Consider the following 15,764-nt stretch of genomic DNA (forward strand, 5'->3'; position numbering starts at 1 on the left):
CAGTTCCCAGTTGCCGTCTGTCTGGCTCAGCTGCGCTTGCAGCACTCCCAACGAAATAGACCAAGTAGGGTTTGCTCAAAAAGGCCGGAATTCTCTCAATGAAAGGATCTCAGCGTTTTCTGTGACAGAAAAGTGCACGGTGATAGGCACCAGAGCCTTATAACCCTTACACTTAGGCTGAGATTCCGTGGCAAAAAGCTGGGGCTAGATAGTAAAAGCCTGATTCCATAAACTCTCTGCCCCTAAATTCGATTTGTGGACTTTTCAGCGAACCCCAAGTAGCGGGGGGTGGCGTGCGGGCAATCGCTTGCGGAGACCCGTGCCGCTAGCTCTCGACTCCAAGATGAGCGGGCACTTCCTTAAATGCCACTGATAGCTGCCAGCCCCACCGGAACTACTTCAAGATTTACGCCGCCCGTTGGGACCGATCCATATAGGAAAACAATAGGAAAACACTTTGTTCCCCTGCCCATAAAAGCAATCGACCCCACCGGCGGGTGAGGTCGATAAATAACCTAGATCGGCGATAAAACCGAAGCTGTCTTAAAGAGCATTACCTCGAGGCAGAACTTCCTCGGGGAATACTAAGTTCTCATGTGGCTGGTCTTGCGGTGCCATCCACGCCCGCAGTCCTTCGTTCAAAAGGATGTTCTTCGTGTAGAACGTCTCGAATTCCGGGTCCTCCGCCGCGCGGATTTCCTGCGACACGAAATCATACGCCCGCAGATTCAGTCCCAGTCCGACTACGCCTACCGCACTCATCCACAGTCCCGTTACCGGCACGAACAACATGAAAAAGTGCAACCAGCGCTTGTTCGAAAACGCGATTCCGAAGATCTGGCTCCAGAATCGGTTCGCCGTCACCATCGAATACGTCTCCTCCGCTTGCGTCGGGTTGAACGCTCGGAACGTATTCGAATCCTCGCCGTCCTCGAACAGCGTGTTCTCAACCGTCGCTCCGTGAATCGCGCACAGCAGTGCGCCCCCCAGGATGCCAGCTACGCCCATCATGTGGAACGGGTTCAGCGTCCAGTTGTGGAAGCCCTGAAAGAACAGGATAAAACGGAAAATTCCCGCCACCCCGAAGCTCGGCGCGAAGAACCACGACGATTGCCCCAGCGGGTACATCAGGAACACGCTCACGAACACCGCAATCGGTCCGCTGAACGCAATCGCGTTGTACGGACGGATGCCGACCAGACGCGAAATCTCGAACTGACGCAGCATGAAGCCGATCAGACCGAAGGCACCGTGCAGGGCGACGAACGGCCACAGACCGCCCATCTGGCACCAGCGGGTGAAGTCCCAGTTAGCTTCCGGACCCCACAAGAAGAGCAGGGAGTGACCGAAAGCGTCAGCCGGGGTGGAGACGGCAACGGTGAGAAAGTTGCAGCCTTCGAGATAAGAAGACGCCAGCCCGTGGGTGTACCAGGAGGTGACGAAGGTGGTGCCGGTCAACCAGCCGCCGAGCGCCATGTAGGCACAGGGGAACAGGAGCAGACCGGACCAGCCGATGAAGACGAAGCGGTCGCGCTTGAGCCAGTCGTCAACGAGGTCGAACAGACCCCGCTCCGCGACTGGCCGCCCTACTGCAATAGTCATTGGCTCAGAATCTCCAAATCTTTATGAGAGCAGAATGCAGTCACTTACAGCCAAGCCCGGCTTTCAATACCACCAATTGGCACCATTTGAGCCGAGTATTGCAGAGTGTTTACGATTCTTTACTCAACTATAATAATCAAACTGCCAAGGTATTTCCACTGCGAGTTCGATCTAGATCGAGGGATTGCGCGGGCGATCGCGCGATCGGAGGGCCGCTAAACCGCAAGCCAGCAAGCCAGCAAGCCCGTTTTCTAGCGTTACTTGTGGCTGCGGGTAGGGCACATGTCTTTTAGTCGGCGGGCGAGCATTGCCATTCGTATGCTCGAATCTGAAGAAAACCTAAGGAATGAGAGCGGGCAATGTTCTTAAGGGAGCTAGGGTTCAACCCGCGATCGGCTCTAATCCTTGCCAAAGCAGGAGCTGTGGAGATACTAGCAACGCAGCAGACCGCTGTTTTGAGAGTTTGAGGTCTGTGGCTAGAGTTCGATGTCTGTAGCTAGAGTGTGAGGGTAAGCTCGAACGCCCTGCGGTAATCGGCTCGGTCTCGAGCGAGCGAGGTCCGGTTGCAAACAGGCTGAGAATCATGGCATCCGAACAACGAGTCCGCGAGTATTTGGCCTGCTGGTTTCAGCTCGGCAAACGCCTCTTGCTGAGCAACGGTCGCGAAGCCTATTTGCCCCACCCGATCTTCAATGGCAAGGGATACTCGCAAGATTTCGAGCGCTGCTGGCAGCTTGCAATCGCGCCCGAAAGTGGGATCTGTTACCTCGAAGGCACCGACTACGCGCTCTCCGAGTTGCTATCGCCGGCCTGGGAGCTCCCCAACTGTGTCCGCTGTGAAATGCCGCTTCCGGTTAAAGTCTTAGGCGTTCGATCGCCTGGATGCCCCTGCGCAGATTTGTTGGGCTGGCCCGACCCCGATCTGCCGCAACCGCATTTGCCCGGTGACAGCCGCGAGCACTTGCAGCGCATCCGCGATCGCGTCCATGCCCTTAGCATCGGCCTTGCAACTCAAGCAAGCGGTTCGCTCGAGCGTATTATCCGCAGCTCCCCTTCCTCTAACGTAGAGGACGGGGTTTAGACCGTATAGTCCTCATGTTTCGGGCGTAACTCTCTGGGTACGGGGTTTAGACCGTATAGTCCTCATGTTTCGGGCGTAACTCTCTGGGTACAAGGTCGAGCGTCACCAACCGTCAAACTATTATTTAGACTTAATGTCTAGGCGAGCGCTCGGCTATAGCAACGGAAAGGTTAGGCAAGACAATCTCCTGAATGGAAGTCCCGCCTTTACTTAGTCGTTCAAGATTTGAAGTGTCCGAAGCAGCTCCCGAACTTCTGTATCTGCTTCCTCGAAGTAGCGCATTCGGTTACAGAGTCTGATTTTTGTCTCTTGCAGAAACGAATTCTGTCAGTTGGATGCACGGCCGATTCCACGGACAGGCAGCGCAAACCAGCTCGGTTCGGCAACGAAAATTATCTGTCGAGGGAACCCAATTTCACTTCGTAATCGGTTGCGTAATCGTGCAGTAGACTGCCGATTTGCCGGACGACCTCGCTGTCCAGCACTCCGATCGCTCGTCGAGAACTGACCCCCTCGGGACGGTCGAGGTGGTGGGAGACGGCTTCGCGCACGCGTGTCGCGATTAGCTCGGATAATTCTTCTCTGGCACGCTGGTATTGGTATTCCGCCCCCTCCTCAGTTGTGGCGTAGAGCGGTGGTAGGCGATTGAGCGCGTAAGCGGCAATGTCGCCGAGGTCGAGGGCGCGATCGCTCGTTGCCTCGATTTCGGCGGCGCGGGCAAGAGCTTCGCCGAGCACGAGTTCTTCCATCACATTGATAAATTGTTTGCGGCGGGCAGCCACGACGCTACCGACCATCAGCGCGCCCATCAATTGGTCGAGAGCGGCATACTCTTGTGGAGTGAGTTCGGGAACGGCTTCGCAAATACGCCCGATTTCTGCTTCCATAGCAGGCGTGAGATAACCGCTTCCCAAGGCCTGTTGGACGATCGCTTGAATCCTCATAATTGCCCGTAGAACGTTCCGGCATCGCCGAATTGTAGGCGGATGTTCCTTGCCCTAATTTATAAGGTTTGCCGGTAATAGCAGTTTCCAGCGTTTTTGGCAAGTTTACATTTAGTTACCGGTTGCTCGACGACTTTGCAGCGAATCGTCCTTGCAACCGATTCAAAGCATCTTGAATTTCCTTGACGCCTCGTTTAGTCGATGCCTTCGTAACGCCAGGGTACCGGATCGACAGCAGCACCGTGTACGTACAATCCCCAGTGCAGGTGAGGACCGGTGGAAGCGCCGGTGGAGCCGATAGTGCCGAGGCGCTGCCCGGCTTGAATGAAGTCGCCCTCGCGCACGTCAATGCTATTGAGGTGCAGAAAGATACTGATAACGCCCTGACCGTGGTCGATGCCAACGGTATTACCGTGCAGCCGGAACCCTTCGGCAACGGTGCCGACGAGAGCAACGCGACCGGCAGCAGGCGCGACGACGGGCGAACCCGTTCCTGCAGCGTAGTCTACACCGCGATGGTAGTAATCTCGAGCGAAAACACCATTGTAGTAGCGCTGAACACCGTAAATTGTCGAGACGCGTCCGGCGCTCGGACGCAGGAACGGTCCGTCCCAGAACTTTTCAGGACTGACGATTTTTTTGAAGGCGGCAACGCGATCGAGTTCGTGTTGGGTGGGGTCGGTGCCGCCCCCGGAAAGCGTGATGCGTTGGACGGGGAAGCTGCGATCGCTTACCCATACTGCGAGGTTGCGAGCATCGCCGTCACCGGTCACGCGCAGGTTGCTGCGGCCGGCAGTATCGAGGGGGGTCGTCGGCACGAGGGCGCGGTAGCGGTTTGGCCCGACGGCAAAGGCTGGATATGAGCGATCTTGCCAGTAAACATTTGGGGGCTCATCCGTATTGGTAAGGATTTCGACAGAAACGGTCGAGCCCAACTGCGGTATTTCCGGGGCAATACGAACTTCGAGTGCACGGATTGGGGAGGGTTGCGAGACAACTGCAAGGCTGCCAAGGAGTCCGCAGGCAAGTTGACGTAAAGTCATGGCGGGTTTAAGTATTGTCGAGCGCGCTGGGATATGGCTACGGAAGGGAGTATCCGGACACCGTCCGGTTGAAGTCCTCGTCCAAATGGAAGTCGTTTTGGGCTTGAAGCGATCGAACCAGCTCCTCAACTGCTATAACTGCCGGGTTAGAGATCTGCCGGGAATAAGCAAGCGGTTTAGCGTTAGGCTTCGAAATCCTCCGGCTCGCCGAGATTGCTGCCGGCCGCGATGGTGGCGATCGCCTGCTTCCAGATCAAAACGGTTTTGCCGCTACTGTCGTTCAGCAATATGGAGACGGTATCTTGCCAGGCAACGGTTCCGGAGAGCTTATTGTTAACGAGCAACTGGATTTCGACGGATTGCTTGTCGCGAATCAGCGTTTGGATGAAGCGCGTGCTCGGCAAGCCAGTGTCGAATTCGGGCATGGGATTCCTCTTTTTTAGTGTGTTCTGGGCGACCTAGTCAGGAGAATCGATCTAGCTTAAGAATACAGATATCGGTTTGGATATCGATTGAAAGTTTGAGTGCGAGCATGTTCAGCTCATCAGGTCGCACCGACCCCTTTAGGAACAGTTCTGAGGAAACTTTAGGATGGCGACAGGGTTTGCAAAGTATCACGGTCTCGGGAACGATTTCATCCTGCTCGACAACCGCGACGCGCTCGCGCCGCACCTTAGCCCTGAGGAGGCAGTGCGCTGGTGCGATCGCCATTTTGGCATCGGGGCAGATGGCGTTATCTTCGCGCTGCCGGGACAGGCAGGTTCGGACTACAGCATGCGGATCTTTAACTCAGACGGCTCTGAGCCGGAGATGTGTGGGAACGGCATTCGATGTCTGGCGCGTTTTCTGGCTGCGCTGGAGGGGTTGGACGAAACCGCATCAGTCGGTAAGACCTATCGCATCCACACCTTAGCCGGATCGATTACACCGCAACTTGCTGGGAACGGTCGGGTCGCGGTAGATATGGGACCCCCTTACCTATTACCAAGACAAATTCCGACGACCCTGGCAGAGCCGGAAACGCGGGCGATCGATTGTCCGTTGCGCGTCGGCGATCGCGAGTACGCCGTCACCTGCGTCAGCATGGGCAATCCCCACTGCATTATCTTCGTGCCGGATGCTAGCGCGATCGCGCTAGAGGACGTCGGTCCGCAGATCGAGCATCATCCAGCATTTCCGCAGCGCACGAACGTCGAGTTCGTGGAAATTGTCCGGCCGGACTACCTCAAGGTGCGGGTGTGGGAGCGCGGGGCGGGCCCAACGCTAGCTTGCGGTACGGGGGCTTGCGCAACCGTGGTCGCAGGCGTTCTCAACGGTAAGTGCGAGCGCACGTGTACGGTGGAGCTGCCGGGGGGTCCTCTGGCGATTCGTTGGGCTGAAGATGGCGATGGGCATGCGTTCATGACTGGTCCGGCCGAGCGAGTGTTTGCCGGCAAATACGAGGGCTGATGGCATACTACCGGCTGAGGCTGCGCTTCTGGCCGACGCTGTCAGTGGCAATCGGAAAATTGCAAAATGCGATCGGTGCAGGTGCGGCTCAATGGCTAACTGGTTCAGGGTCACGACTTTAGACGTCATGGCGGGCGGCTGGTTCGAGGCGATCGCCCATCGGCAGCATCAAGTAGGTGTTGGAAGGGATACAGGTTGGGTGGGGGCGGCAATGGGGTCGATTCGGATCCCACCGAGGCGATCTCGCGTGTTGGCAGCCCGGACGCGATTCCAATTCGATACCGTCCTTGCCGGTAGCGCGACCGAGACGCCCGCAAGCAGGGGCGTGCGCGTGTTGCCTAGCGAGACCAGCCGGTCAAACTGCCCTGCTGTGACGGCGATTGGACTGCCGCTCGTCCCCCCATCGTCCGACTGTGCCCGATACGATCGCTGGACGATGCCGAACGCAGTTGCTTTCAGACAGCGGGCTTAAGGTTCCCAGACCCTGATAGGATCACTCACTAACATCTCGAAGCATGCCGAGCGCTCAACAAGTTCCTATGACGACCAAACAGCAAGAAACGATCGCTCCCCATGGCGGGCATCTGGTCAACCGCGTTGCCAGCCCGGCTGAGAAAGCCGAATTCCTCGCCCAGCAAGATACTTTGCCCCGCCTGCAGCTCGACGATCGAGCCTTCTCCGACCTCGTCATGATCGCGATCGGCGGCTTCAGCCCTATCCAGGGCTTCATGGAACAACAAGACTACGATCGCGTGGTTGATGAGATGCGTTTGGCAAACGGGCTGCCGTGGTCGGTTCCCGTCACGCTCTCGGTTGATGAAGACGTTGCCGAAACCCTTGAAGAAGGCATTTGGGTGCGTCTGGACGATAAAACCGGTCGCTTCGTTGGCATCCTGGAACTGACTCAGAAGTACCGTTACAGTAAAGCCCACGAAGCCATAAACGTTTACCGTACCGACGAAGACAAACACCCAGGCGTTGCCGTCGTCTATAACCAGGGTCCGATCAACCTGGCTGGACCGGTCTGGTTGCTAGAGCGCGACCCGCACCCGCTGTTTCCGAAGTATCAAATCGACCCAGCGGCAGCGCGCGCGCTGTTCGTCGAACGCGGCTGGAAAACCGTCGTCGGCTTCCAAACCCGCAATCCTATCCACCGCGCCCACGAGTACATTCAGAAGTGCGCTCTTGAAACGGTTGATGGGCTGTTCTTGCACCCTTTGGTCGGCGCGACTAAAAGCGACGATATTCCTGCCGACGTGCGGATGCGCTGCTACGAAATCATGATGGAGCACTACTTCCCTCAGGATCGGGTGATCCTGGCGATCAACCCTTCGGCTATGCGGTATGCCGGTCCGCGCGAAGCGATCTTCCACGCCCTGATTCGCAAAAACTACGGATGTACTCACTTCATCGTCGGTCGCGACCACGCTGGTGTGGGCGACTACTACGGCACCTACGATGCCCAACAGATCTTCGACGAGTTCGAACCGAACGAGTTGGGCATCGTTCCAATGAAGTTCGAGCACGCATTTTACTGCAAACGCACCGGGCAGATGGCTACCGCCAAGACGAGCCCCAGCGGTCCGGAAGACCGCATTCACCTCTCGGGTACGAAGGTCCGGGCCATGTTGCGCAAAGGCGAGCTGCCGCCGCCGCAGTTCTCCCGTTCCGAAGTCGCCCAGGAGCTTGCTCGCGCTATGCAGGCCCAAGCTGAAGCTCAGGCATAGCTCGCCATCGCCCGTGCCGACAGCACCCCGCCTCCTGCTAAGGGCTCCATTTAAATACTTGCGGTGAGGCTGAAAGACGTGACCGGCGCTCGGAGTATTAGGTGCACGTTTGCCGATACACCCGATACATCATTGCTAAAAAGCCAGTTGCTGCGGCCCGCCGGGCGGCAGCAGTCCCTAAACTTCAACCGGACAGGTGCGGGGAAATTGCCGAAGTCAATCCGGAAAAGTCGGTTCGGTTTTTTCCTGGTAGGCTGATAGCTGTTGCACGGAGCGTGGGGGACGAGCATGAAGCGGCGGGCGTTTCTGCACGGAGCGGGACTTTCTCTGCTGGCCTTAGGCAACGGCGATCGCATTCTCCAGCTCCCGGCGCGCTGGCAGCGGGCAGCTGCCGTGCTTGCCGAATCGTCTGCTCGCAAGCTTGCTTTTCTCGTCGGCATCGATCGATACAGCCACCTCCAGCCCCTGCGCGGTTGCGCGACGGATGTGCAACGACAGCGTGAGTTGCTTCTGTCGCGTTTCGGGTTCCAACCGTCGGACGTTCTGACCCTGACAAACGAGCAAGCCGAGCGCGAGGCAATTGAAACTGCCTTTACCGAACACCTGATCGAGCAAGCACGCACTGGCGATGTGGTCGTCATTCACTTCAGCGGCTATGGCTCCCAGGTACCGCTTCACACAGGTCAGATTGCGGATTCGGTTGCGAGTCTGATTCCAGTCGATGGCAACGCCGGTCAATCAGGAGAAACCAATCACCTTTTGTTGGAAACGCTGGCACTTTTGGCGCGATCGCTGTCGACTGACAAGGTCACCCTCGTTCTCGACACCAGCCATAACAGCAGCGGTCAAACACTCCAAGGCAATTTGCGACTGCGTGCGTTACCCGACCCCGCGCGAGTCGCGGTAGCGGCGGACGAGCTGAACTATCGCAACACCCTGCGCCGCAAGTTCGACTCGCCGATGCAGGCCTTGCTCGAAGGCAACAAGCTGCTACCGGGGCTGTGGCTGACCGCAGCTGGTGCGGGACAACTGGCAGCTGAAGCTGAATGGGGAGGCTTTAGTGCCGGTTTGTTCACCTACACCTTTACGCAGGCCTTATGGCATGCGGTTCCTGCCAGCAGCGTACAGATCGATCTCGCGCGCAGCGCTCAAACCATCGAGCGGCTGACCGGGCGGCTTCAGCAGCCGCAGCTTAGCGGTCGGGCAACGGCTGGCAAACCCCTTTATGCTTATTACTTGCAGCCTGACGCGATTAGTGCGGATGGGGCGATCGCGGCGATCGAAAAAGACGGCACTGCCGTCGTCCGCCTCGACGGACTGCCGCTTCCGGTGGTGCGCGAGTACGGATCTAAGTCGCTGCTGGCAGTTGTTGCTCCCGACCGAGAGGGACCGATCGCCCGACTTAAGGTCAGCGCTCGCGAAGGTGCAATCGCTAAGACGCAATTGTTGGAGGAAAGCGAACGAGATCTCCTTGCTGTCGGACAGCGCGTGCGCGAAGCCCTGCGCGTCTTGCCCCGCGACCCCGGTTTGACTGTCGCGCTCGATCCCGAACTCGGCCGCATCGAACGCGTGGACGCTACGAGCGCGCTCAATAGTTTCCCGGAAGTGTCTGCGGTGGTCGCAGCTGGGGAATCCGCAGCAGATTGTTTGTTTGGGAAGGTGCCGGCGGTCGAAGGCGGCCGACGCAACAGCATTTTGGACAGCGGCTACAGTTTGTTTTCCATCGGCGGCGTGCCCTTTCCTAACTCAGTGGGAGCGCAGGCTGAAGCCGTTAAGTCAGCTGTTTATCGTCTCGCTCCCAAACTCAAAACACTGCTCGCTGCCAAGCTGTGGCGGCTGACTGCCAACGAAGGGTCGTCGCAGCTGGGCTTGCGCGCGACATTAGAAGCGATCGCGCCCGACAAGCGCCTACTCCTGCGGCGGCAAACACTGCGACCGCTTTCCCCTCCCTTTCCCGATGGTTCGCAGACCCCGTTAGCGCTCGCGAACAACCGCCTACCGCTCCTGTCAGTGCGGGAGCAAATTTGCTATCGGGTCGAAAACTACGACGAACGCCCGTTGTATTTGCTGTTGTTGGGGATCGACTCTGGCGGCAACGCGATCGCGCTACTGTCGCCGCAGCCCGACTCTGCCGATGCAGGCGGTGCGGCAACCTTGAACGACATCACCATTGCACCGGGAACAACGCGCCTGCTCCCCGATCCTGCCGCAACGTCCTTCGAATGGATTGTCCCCGGACCGGTCGGCCTGGCAGAAATTTATGTGATTGCAAGCACGGCTCCGTTCGAGCAAACCCGCGGCGTCTTGGCTGCCACACCTCATCCGCGCGGCGAAGGCGAGCGGATTGTCGACCTAGATGACCCACTTGAGGTCGCTCGCGCCCTCCAACAAGACCTCCAGTCCGCCGATGCGGAAGCCTCAGCAACGGGCGACTCCACTACCTACGCCCTTGCCAGCAATTCTTGGGCAACGCTCGGTTTCGTGTATCAGGTCGGATGAGCGTGGGACACAGCAGGGCTCTATCTGGACAAGCTTGCTGATATGCGGCACCACATGGAATCCCGGTGATGCTAGATTTGGAATGCTCACACCGTATCGAGTCGAGCCTGCTTGCATCGGCTCCCCTCGCAACGGTCGGGTTCGCTTCAGCATGGATAGCGCAATGAATAGTTCGACTGCCGCCTCGACCGTTGCCGACTTCATGACCGCCGACCCCGTCGTCGTCAATCCCGAGACGCCGATTGGCGAGGCGATCGCGTTGCTGGCCCAGAAAAAGGTTGGCGGATTGCCCGTCGTTGATGCCGATGGCTCGCTCGTTGGGGAATTGTCCGATGGCGACTTGATGTGGCAAGCATCGGGGGTAGAAACTCCACCCTACGTGATGCTGCTCGACAGCGTGATTTATCTGCAAAACCCCGCTCGCCACGATCGCGAAATCCACAAAGCGCTTGGTAGCACCGTTGGCGATGTGATGAGCGATCGCCTGCACTGCATTGCTCCCGACCAACCGCTATTCGAAGCTGCCCGGCAAATGCATCAAAAGGGGGTTGCTCGCCTCGTCGTCGTCGATAATAAGCGCGTTGTCGGGGTTATCTCCCGCAGCGATATCATCCGCTCGATGGCTGAAGAGAGCTAGCCTACGGAGTGACACTGCCACCTGTCAAAATATCTTCTTATTTATTTCACCTCAACCGCTCAAAGCTGCCCGGCGCAATTAAAATCAGCCCGCCAACAAGTCGTGACGTGTGCTGCTCGAGACGCTTGCCAGAGCCTTACGATCGGTCGACCGATTTTTCGTTGCTCGGTTTCTAATCGCTAGTCTTGCCGATTGAGCGGCCCGTCGTAATCGAGATAAAGCATTTTATGGGGGCTGCCTCCGTTTGAGTAAACTTAGTAAGTAGCGGCGGCGACCGGCGCGATCGCGATCCAGCGACTGCGGTGAGAATTAACTGTCGCCAGCCTCAGACCGTGCTGAGAGTTTGATAGGAATCCCACTTAGGTTTCGGATCGGGAATAACCAACTGTCAATCCAGCCGCACATGCCGAATTTCCTGCTCGCCACCAATCGCGCGGGGCTGGCACTCAATATCCGAACAGACCGCCTACTTGGCAATCGGGTTATAACGTCTCCAAACCTACAGCAATTGCCACTCGGCAACGAACTCGATACAACCGGTGATGAATTCAACGGTGAGGCATTCAACACTGATAACTGCTGATGATTGACGATACTTTCTTAACCTTATAGGTCGTGGAGCTGAGTCCAGACAGCACGAAGCTCGAACCTGCTGAATTTGGTGGCAACTGAGTGCTCCCCCGGCGATACCACAAGCTAGTACGCGTGCTAGAGCAGCGGCAACCCGACCTTACCGTCCTGCTCGAATCCGTCCACAAACCGCACAACCTCGCAGCAATTTTGCGGACCTGTGATGCCGTTGGCGTACTTGAAGCCTTCGCCGTCCATCACAATCCCGAGGAAATCTTGCCGTTTTTTAGCGGCACCGCCCTCGGTAGCGAAAAATGGGTATTCCTCCATGCATTGCCCGACATCGATACCGCAATCGGGTCGCTCCAGCAGCGGGGCTTCCGCGTCTACGCGGCCCATCTTTCCGAACGGGCGATCGCTTACGACAGCGTCGACTTTACCCAACCGAGCGCGATTCTCCTCGGCGCGGAAAAGTGGGGGGTGAGCGATCGTGCCTTGGAACTAGTCGACGCGCAGATTGCGATTCCCATGGTCGGCATGGTGCAGTCACTCAATGTGTCCGTAGCCGCCGCTACAATTTTGTTCGAGGCCCGACGCCAACGACAGGCTGCGGGACTCTACGATCGCGTCCGTCTCGAGCCGGAAACCTATCGACGCCTGCTTTTCGAATGGAGCTATCCCAAACTGGCAGCGCAGGTCCGCGAGCGCGGAGAATCCTATCCGCCGTTAGGTGAGGATGGCGAAATCCTGGTTTGAGCGTTAAGAAGCGAACGATAAAATGGCCGGATAGAGCAGATTCCTAGCACGAACCGCGTCAATGGTTTGGAGGAGAAACTGAATTAATGGTAGTTAAAATTCGCAAGAACGAAGATGAGTGGAAGGAGCAACTGACGCCCGAGCAGTATCGTGTAACGCGTAAAAAGGGAACCGAGCGCGCCTTCACAGGTGAATACCACAACAAGAAGGACTCCGGCGTTTACAAGTGCGTTTGTTGCGATTTACCGCTCTTTTCGTCCGAAACCAAATACGATTCGGGCACTGGCTGGCCGAGCTATTGGGAGCCGGTTGTACCGGAGAATGTCCGCTACGAAAGCGATCGCAGTTTGTTCATGGTTCGTACAGAAGTCCTGTGTGCGGCCTGTGACGCCCACCTGGGACACGTTTTCGAGGACGGTCCGCCGCCCACGGGGCAACGCTTCTGCATGAACTCAGCCGCGCTGAAATTCGAGCATGACGCAACTGCTTCGGATGCTGCTGGATAAGGTGCTAATCATGGCAAATCTAGCGATTGCGTCGCGGACCTGGCAAGTTCGGTAGCGGCGCGATTGACGTAAGGGGAAAGGACATGACGATCGTGCGCCTCGATCCGGCAGCGATCGCGGCGATAGTGCGACGGCTGCCAATTGCATTAGAGCAATTGCCGGAGCCAACGTATCTGGTGGGTGGTGCCGTGCGAGACGCGCTGCTGCGGCGCGATCGCCACTACTTGGATTTAGACTTCGTCGTGCTGTCGAAATCGGTAGAAACGGCTCGAGCTATTGCCAAACAGCACCGAGCGGGCTTCGTCGTACTCGATGCAGAACGGCAGATCGCGCGAGCGGTGTTTGCCGAAGGCACGGCAGACTTTGCCCTCGCCGAGGGCGGCACGATTTCCTGCGATTTGCTGCGACGCGACTTCACGATCAACGCGATCGCCTTCGAGCTGAGGACGGGAACGATCTGCGACCCACTGGACGGTAAAAGCGACTTGGCGGCAGGTTTAATGCGGATGGTGTCATCAAAGAACCTTGCCGACGATCCGCTTAGGGTGATGCGCGCTTATCGTCAGGCCGCACAACTGGATTTCGCAATTGAGTCGCAAACGCTCTCGGCACTAAGAGAATTGGCACCGCGCTTGGTTGACGTGGCGGCCGAACGCGTGCAAACCGAGCTGGGCTATCTGTTGAGCTCGGCAGCTGGAGCACTATGGCTACAGCAGGCAGCCAGGGATGGCGTGTTGGCAGCTTGGCTGCCCGAGGCAACGCGCGACCACCGCCTGCTCAAGATCGCTGCCGTCGACCGCGCGGCACAGTGGCTCTGCAACTCGCCCTGGTCGGCAGTGCTAGATGCGCCAGCAACTGAGAAGCAACCGAACGCGATCGCGCTAGCAAAGCTCGCTTGCCTACTACCGTCGGATTCGCACGCCGCCGCCGAGCAACTGGCAACGCTGAAATATTCCCGTGCCGAGATTCGGGCCGTGACGGCTGCGATCGCCGCCCAACCGCTGTTGCAGCGACTCGCAACGCGTCCGCCAACGCCCCGCGACCTGTACGAGCTATTCCGTCACACCGGCACGGCGTTTCCCAGCGCGAGTTTGTTGGCAATTGCCACCGGCTTGGATGCAGAGGTGCTCGGACCCTTGCTCGTGCGCTTCCTCGACCCCAACGATCCGGCTGCCCATCCCGTCCCATTGCTGAGCGGTAAAGACCTGATGCGCGCGCTCGATCTGGCACCGTCGCCTCTGGTGGGGGAGCTGCTGACCGAGATCCAAATTGCCCGGATTGCTGGCTGTCTCGCGACGGCTGGAGAGGCACTCGCTTTTGCAGCAGACTACAGGGCGGCGGACTGCAGTAAAGTGTCAGAGAAGTATGAGTGATGCGTCCGAGCCTGGCTTGTATGCAGCGCGTATCGAACCGAAACGCGGCTGCTCGGACTCCCCTCGGACATCAACGGGACCGTTAGAAGGAAACCAGCAAAAATACTCATGGCGTCCATCCGCGAACTGCACGCGCAGCTAGTTGGCAAGCAGCGCTCCGCCCTCGAAATCACCGAAGCTGCCCTCGATCGCATCGCTGCTGTCGACCCGCAGGTCCGCGGCTTCCTTCACGTCACGGCCGAACGCGCCCGCGCTGCTGCCCGCGCCGTTGACGAGCACATTGCTGCTGGCGAAGACATTGGACTGCTCGCGGGCATTCCCATCGCCCTTAAAGACAACCTGTGCACTACGGGCATCCCGACCACCTGCGGCTCGAAAATTCTCGCTAACTTCATGCCGCCCTACGAATCCACCGTTACGCAAAAACTATGTGATGCGGGCGCGATCGCGGTCGGGAAAACCAACCTCGACGAGTTCGCAATGGGCAGCTCTACCGAGAACTCGGCGTTCCAAGTGACTGCCAATCCCTGGGATGTCACCCGCGTGCCCGGCGGCTCCTCTGGGGGATCTGCCGCCGCCGTAGCGGCCGGTGAATGCGTGGTTGCACTTGGGTCCGATACGGGCGGTTCGATCCGCCAACCGGCAGCATTTTGTGGCGTTGTCGGTGTTAAACCGACATACGGTTTGGTATCGCGTTATGGCTTAGTGGCTTTCGCGTCATCCCTCGATCAGATCGGCCCGTTCGGGCGCAGCGTTGAAGATGCTGCCATTCTGCTCGGCGCGATCGCCGGCCGCGATCCGCGCGACTCCACCAGTCTCGACATCGAGATTCCCGATTACACCCAGTTTCTCAAGCCCGAACTTAAAGGCTGCAAGATTGGCGTCATCTCCGAAACCATTGGCGACGGCATCGATGCTTCCGTCAAAAATGCAATGCAAGCCGCGATCGAACAACTGAAAGATCTCGGCGCAGAGGTGCGCGAAGTCTCTTGTCCGCGCTTCAAATACGGTTTGCCTGCGTACTACATCATCGCGCCATCGGAAGCCTCGTCAAACCTAGCGCGCTATGATGCCGTACGTTATGGCTTGCGAGCCGAAGGAGCCGACAATCTTTTGGGCATGTACGGTAAAACGCGCGCTGCCGGATTCGGTGCCGAGGTCAAGCGCCGCATCATGCTCGGCACTTATGCATTGTCTGCCGGGTATTACGATGCTTACTACCTCAAAGCCCAGAAAGTACGGACGGCAATTAAGCAGGATTTCGAAGCAGCTTTCGCGGACGTAGACGTCCTTGTCACGCCGACCACACCGTCGACAGCATTTAAGACAGGCGAGAAAACAGACGATCCGCTCAGCATGTACCTGTCCGACCTCACCACCGTGCCGGTGAGCCTCGCCGGGCTCCCTGCCCTGAGCATTCCCTGCGGCTTTGACGCGCAGAATCTCCCGATTGGGATGCAGCTTATCGGCAATGTCTTGCGCGAGGACCGCATCTTTCACGTCGCTCACGCTTACGAACAAGCTACCGACTGGAGCGATCGCTTACCAGAGCTTCAGGAGCTTTAATTGCCCTCTAG

At 58.0% G+C, this 15,764-nt stretch carries 15 protein-coding genes; 11 read left to right on the plus strand and 4 right to left on the minus strand.

What is annotated here, in order from left to right:
- Nucleotides 1–543 precede the first annotated feature (543 nt).
- Entirely contained in the window at nucleotides 544–1,602 is a 1,059-nt protein-coding gene (gene psbD / locus KR51_RS16030; protein ID WP_022609177.1) for a photosystem II D2 protein (photosystem q(a) protein), read from the minus strand.
- 583 nt (nucleotides 1,603–2,185) lie between these two features.
- Here psbD and KR51_RS16035 point away from each other — a divergent pair.
- Complete coding sequence (locus KR51_RS16035) at nucleotides 2,186–2,683, plus strand: hypothetical protein (protein ID WP_022609178.1); 498 nt, start codon at nucleotides 2,186–2,188, stop codon at nucleotides 2,681–2,683.
- Between the two features lie 392 nt (nucleotides 2,684–3,075).
- Here the strand turns inward: KR51_RS16035 and KR51_RS16040 are convergent, their stop codons facing one another.
- The 3 genes from KR51_RS16040 to KR51_RS16050 form a co-directional block, all read right to left on the minus strand.
- Complete coding sequence (locus tag KR51_RS16040; protein WP_022609180.1) at nucleotides 3,076–3,627, minus strand: late competence development ComFB family protein; 552 nt, start codon at nucleotides 3,625–3,627, stop codon at nucleotides 3,076–3,078.
- 194 nt (nucleotides 3,628–3,821) lie between these two features.
- Entirely contained in the window at nucleotides 3,822–4,670 is an 849-nt protein-coding gene (locus KR51_RS16045; RefSeq protein WP_022609181.1) for a M23 family metallopeptidase, read from the minus strand.
- Between the two features lie 182 nt (nucleotides 4,671–4,852).
- Nucleotides 4,853–5,095 carry an Hfq-related RNA-binding protein gene (locus KR51_RS16050; protein ID WP_022609182.1) on the minus strand — a complete coding sequence of 81 codons (243 nt, stop codon included), beginning with the start codon at nucleotides 5,093–5,095 and terminating at the stop codon, nucleotides 4,853–4,855.
- Between the two features lie 166 nt (nucleotides 5,096–5,261).
- Between KR51_RS16050 and dapF the strand changes: the two genes are divergently transcribed.
- The 10 genes from dapF (at nucleotide 5,262) to gatA (ending at nucleotide 15,753) form a co-directional block, all read left to right on the plus strand.
- On the plus strand, nucleotides 5,262–6,119 hold the full coding sequence (gene dapF / locus KR51_RS16055) for a diaminopimelate epimerase (protein WP_022609184.1): 858 nt from the start codon (nucleotides 5,262–5,264) through the stop codon (nucleotides 6,117–6,119).
- Between the two features lie 91 nt (nucleotides 6,120–6,210).
- Nucleotides 6,211–6,591, plus strand: coding sequence for a hypothetical protein (locus KR51_RS16060; RefSeq protein WP_022609185.1), 381 nt, complete (start codon nucleotides 6,211–6,213; stop codon nucleotides 6,589–6,591).
- 67 nt (nucleotides 6,592–6,658) lie between these two features.
- Nucleotides 6,659–7,846 (plus strand): sulfate adenylyltransferase, encoded by a 1,188-nt coding sequence (sat, locus tag KR51_RS16065; protein ID WP_040656567.1) that lies wholly within the window; start codon nucleotides 6,659–6,661, stop codon nucleotides 7,844–7,846.
- Nucleotides 7,847–8,134: 288 nt separating this feature from the next.
- On the plus strand, nucleotides 8,135–10,345 hold the full coding sequence (locus KR51_RS16070; protein WP_022609188.1) for a caspase family protein: 2,211 nt from the start codon (nucleotides 8,135–8,137) through the stop codon (nucleotides 10,343–10,345).
- A 163-nt stretch (nucleotides 10,346–10,508) separates the two neighbouring features.
- Nucleotides 10,509–10,982, plus strand: a complete 474-nt coding sequence (locus tag KR51_RS16075) for a CBS domain-containing protein (RefSeq protein ID WP_022609189.1) — start codon at nucleotides 10,509–10,511, stop codon at nucleotides 10,980–10,982.
- Nucleotides 10,983–11,385: 403 nt separating this feature from the next.
- Complete coding sequence (locus KR51_RS16080; RefSeq protein WP_022609190.1) at nucleotides 11,386–11,565, plus strand: hypothetical protein; 180 nt, start codon at nucleotides 11,386–11,388, stop codon at nucleotides 11,563–11,565.
- Between the two features lie 89 nt (nucleotides 11,566–11,654).
- Nucleotides 11,655–12,308 carry a tRNA (guanosine(18)-2'-O)-methyltransferase TrmH gene (gene trmH, locus KR51_RS16085; protein WP_022609191.1) on the plus strand — a complete coding sequence of 218 codons (654 nt, stop codon included), beginning with the start codon at nucleotides 11,655–11,657 and terminating at the stop codon, nucleotides 12,306–12,308.
- Between the two features lie 86 nt (nucleotides 12,309–12,394).
- A complete protein-coding gene (gene msrB / locus KR51_RS16090; RefSeq protein ID WP_022609192.1) occupies nucleotides 12,395–12,814 on the plus strand; it encodes a peptide-methionine (R)-S-oxide reductase MsrB in 420 nt (139 codons plus the stop codon).
- A gap of 26 nt (nucleotides 12,815–12,840) precedes the next feature.
- Nucleotides 12,841–14,187: a tRNA nucleotidyltransferase/poly(A) polymerase family protein gene (locus KR51_RS16095; protein ID WP_232214638.1), complete on the plus strand. Its 1,347-nt coding sequence runs from the start codon at nucleotides 12,841–12,843 to the stop codon at nucleotides 14,185–14,187.
- 108 nt (nucleotides 14,188–14,295) lie between these two features.
- On the plus strand, nucleotides 14,296–15,753 hold the full coding sequence (gene gatA / locus KR51_RS16100; protein WP_022609194.1) for an Asp-tRNA(Asn)/Glu-tRNA(Gln) amidotransferase subunit GatA: 1,458 nt from the start codon (nucleotides 14,296–14,298) through the stop codon (nucleotides 15,751–15,753).
- Nucleotides 15,754–15,764 lie beyond the last annotated feature (11 nt).

This window comes from Rubidibacter lacunae KORDI 51-2 (assembly GCF_000473895.1).
GTDB lineage: Bacteria > Cyanobacteriota > Cyanobacteriia > Cyanobacteriales > Rubidibacteraceae > Rubidibacter > Rubidibacter lacunae.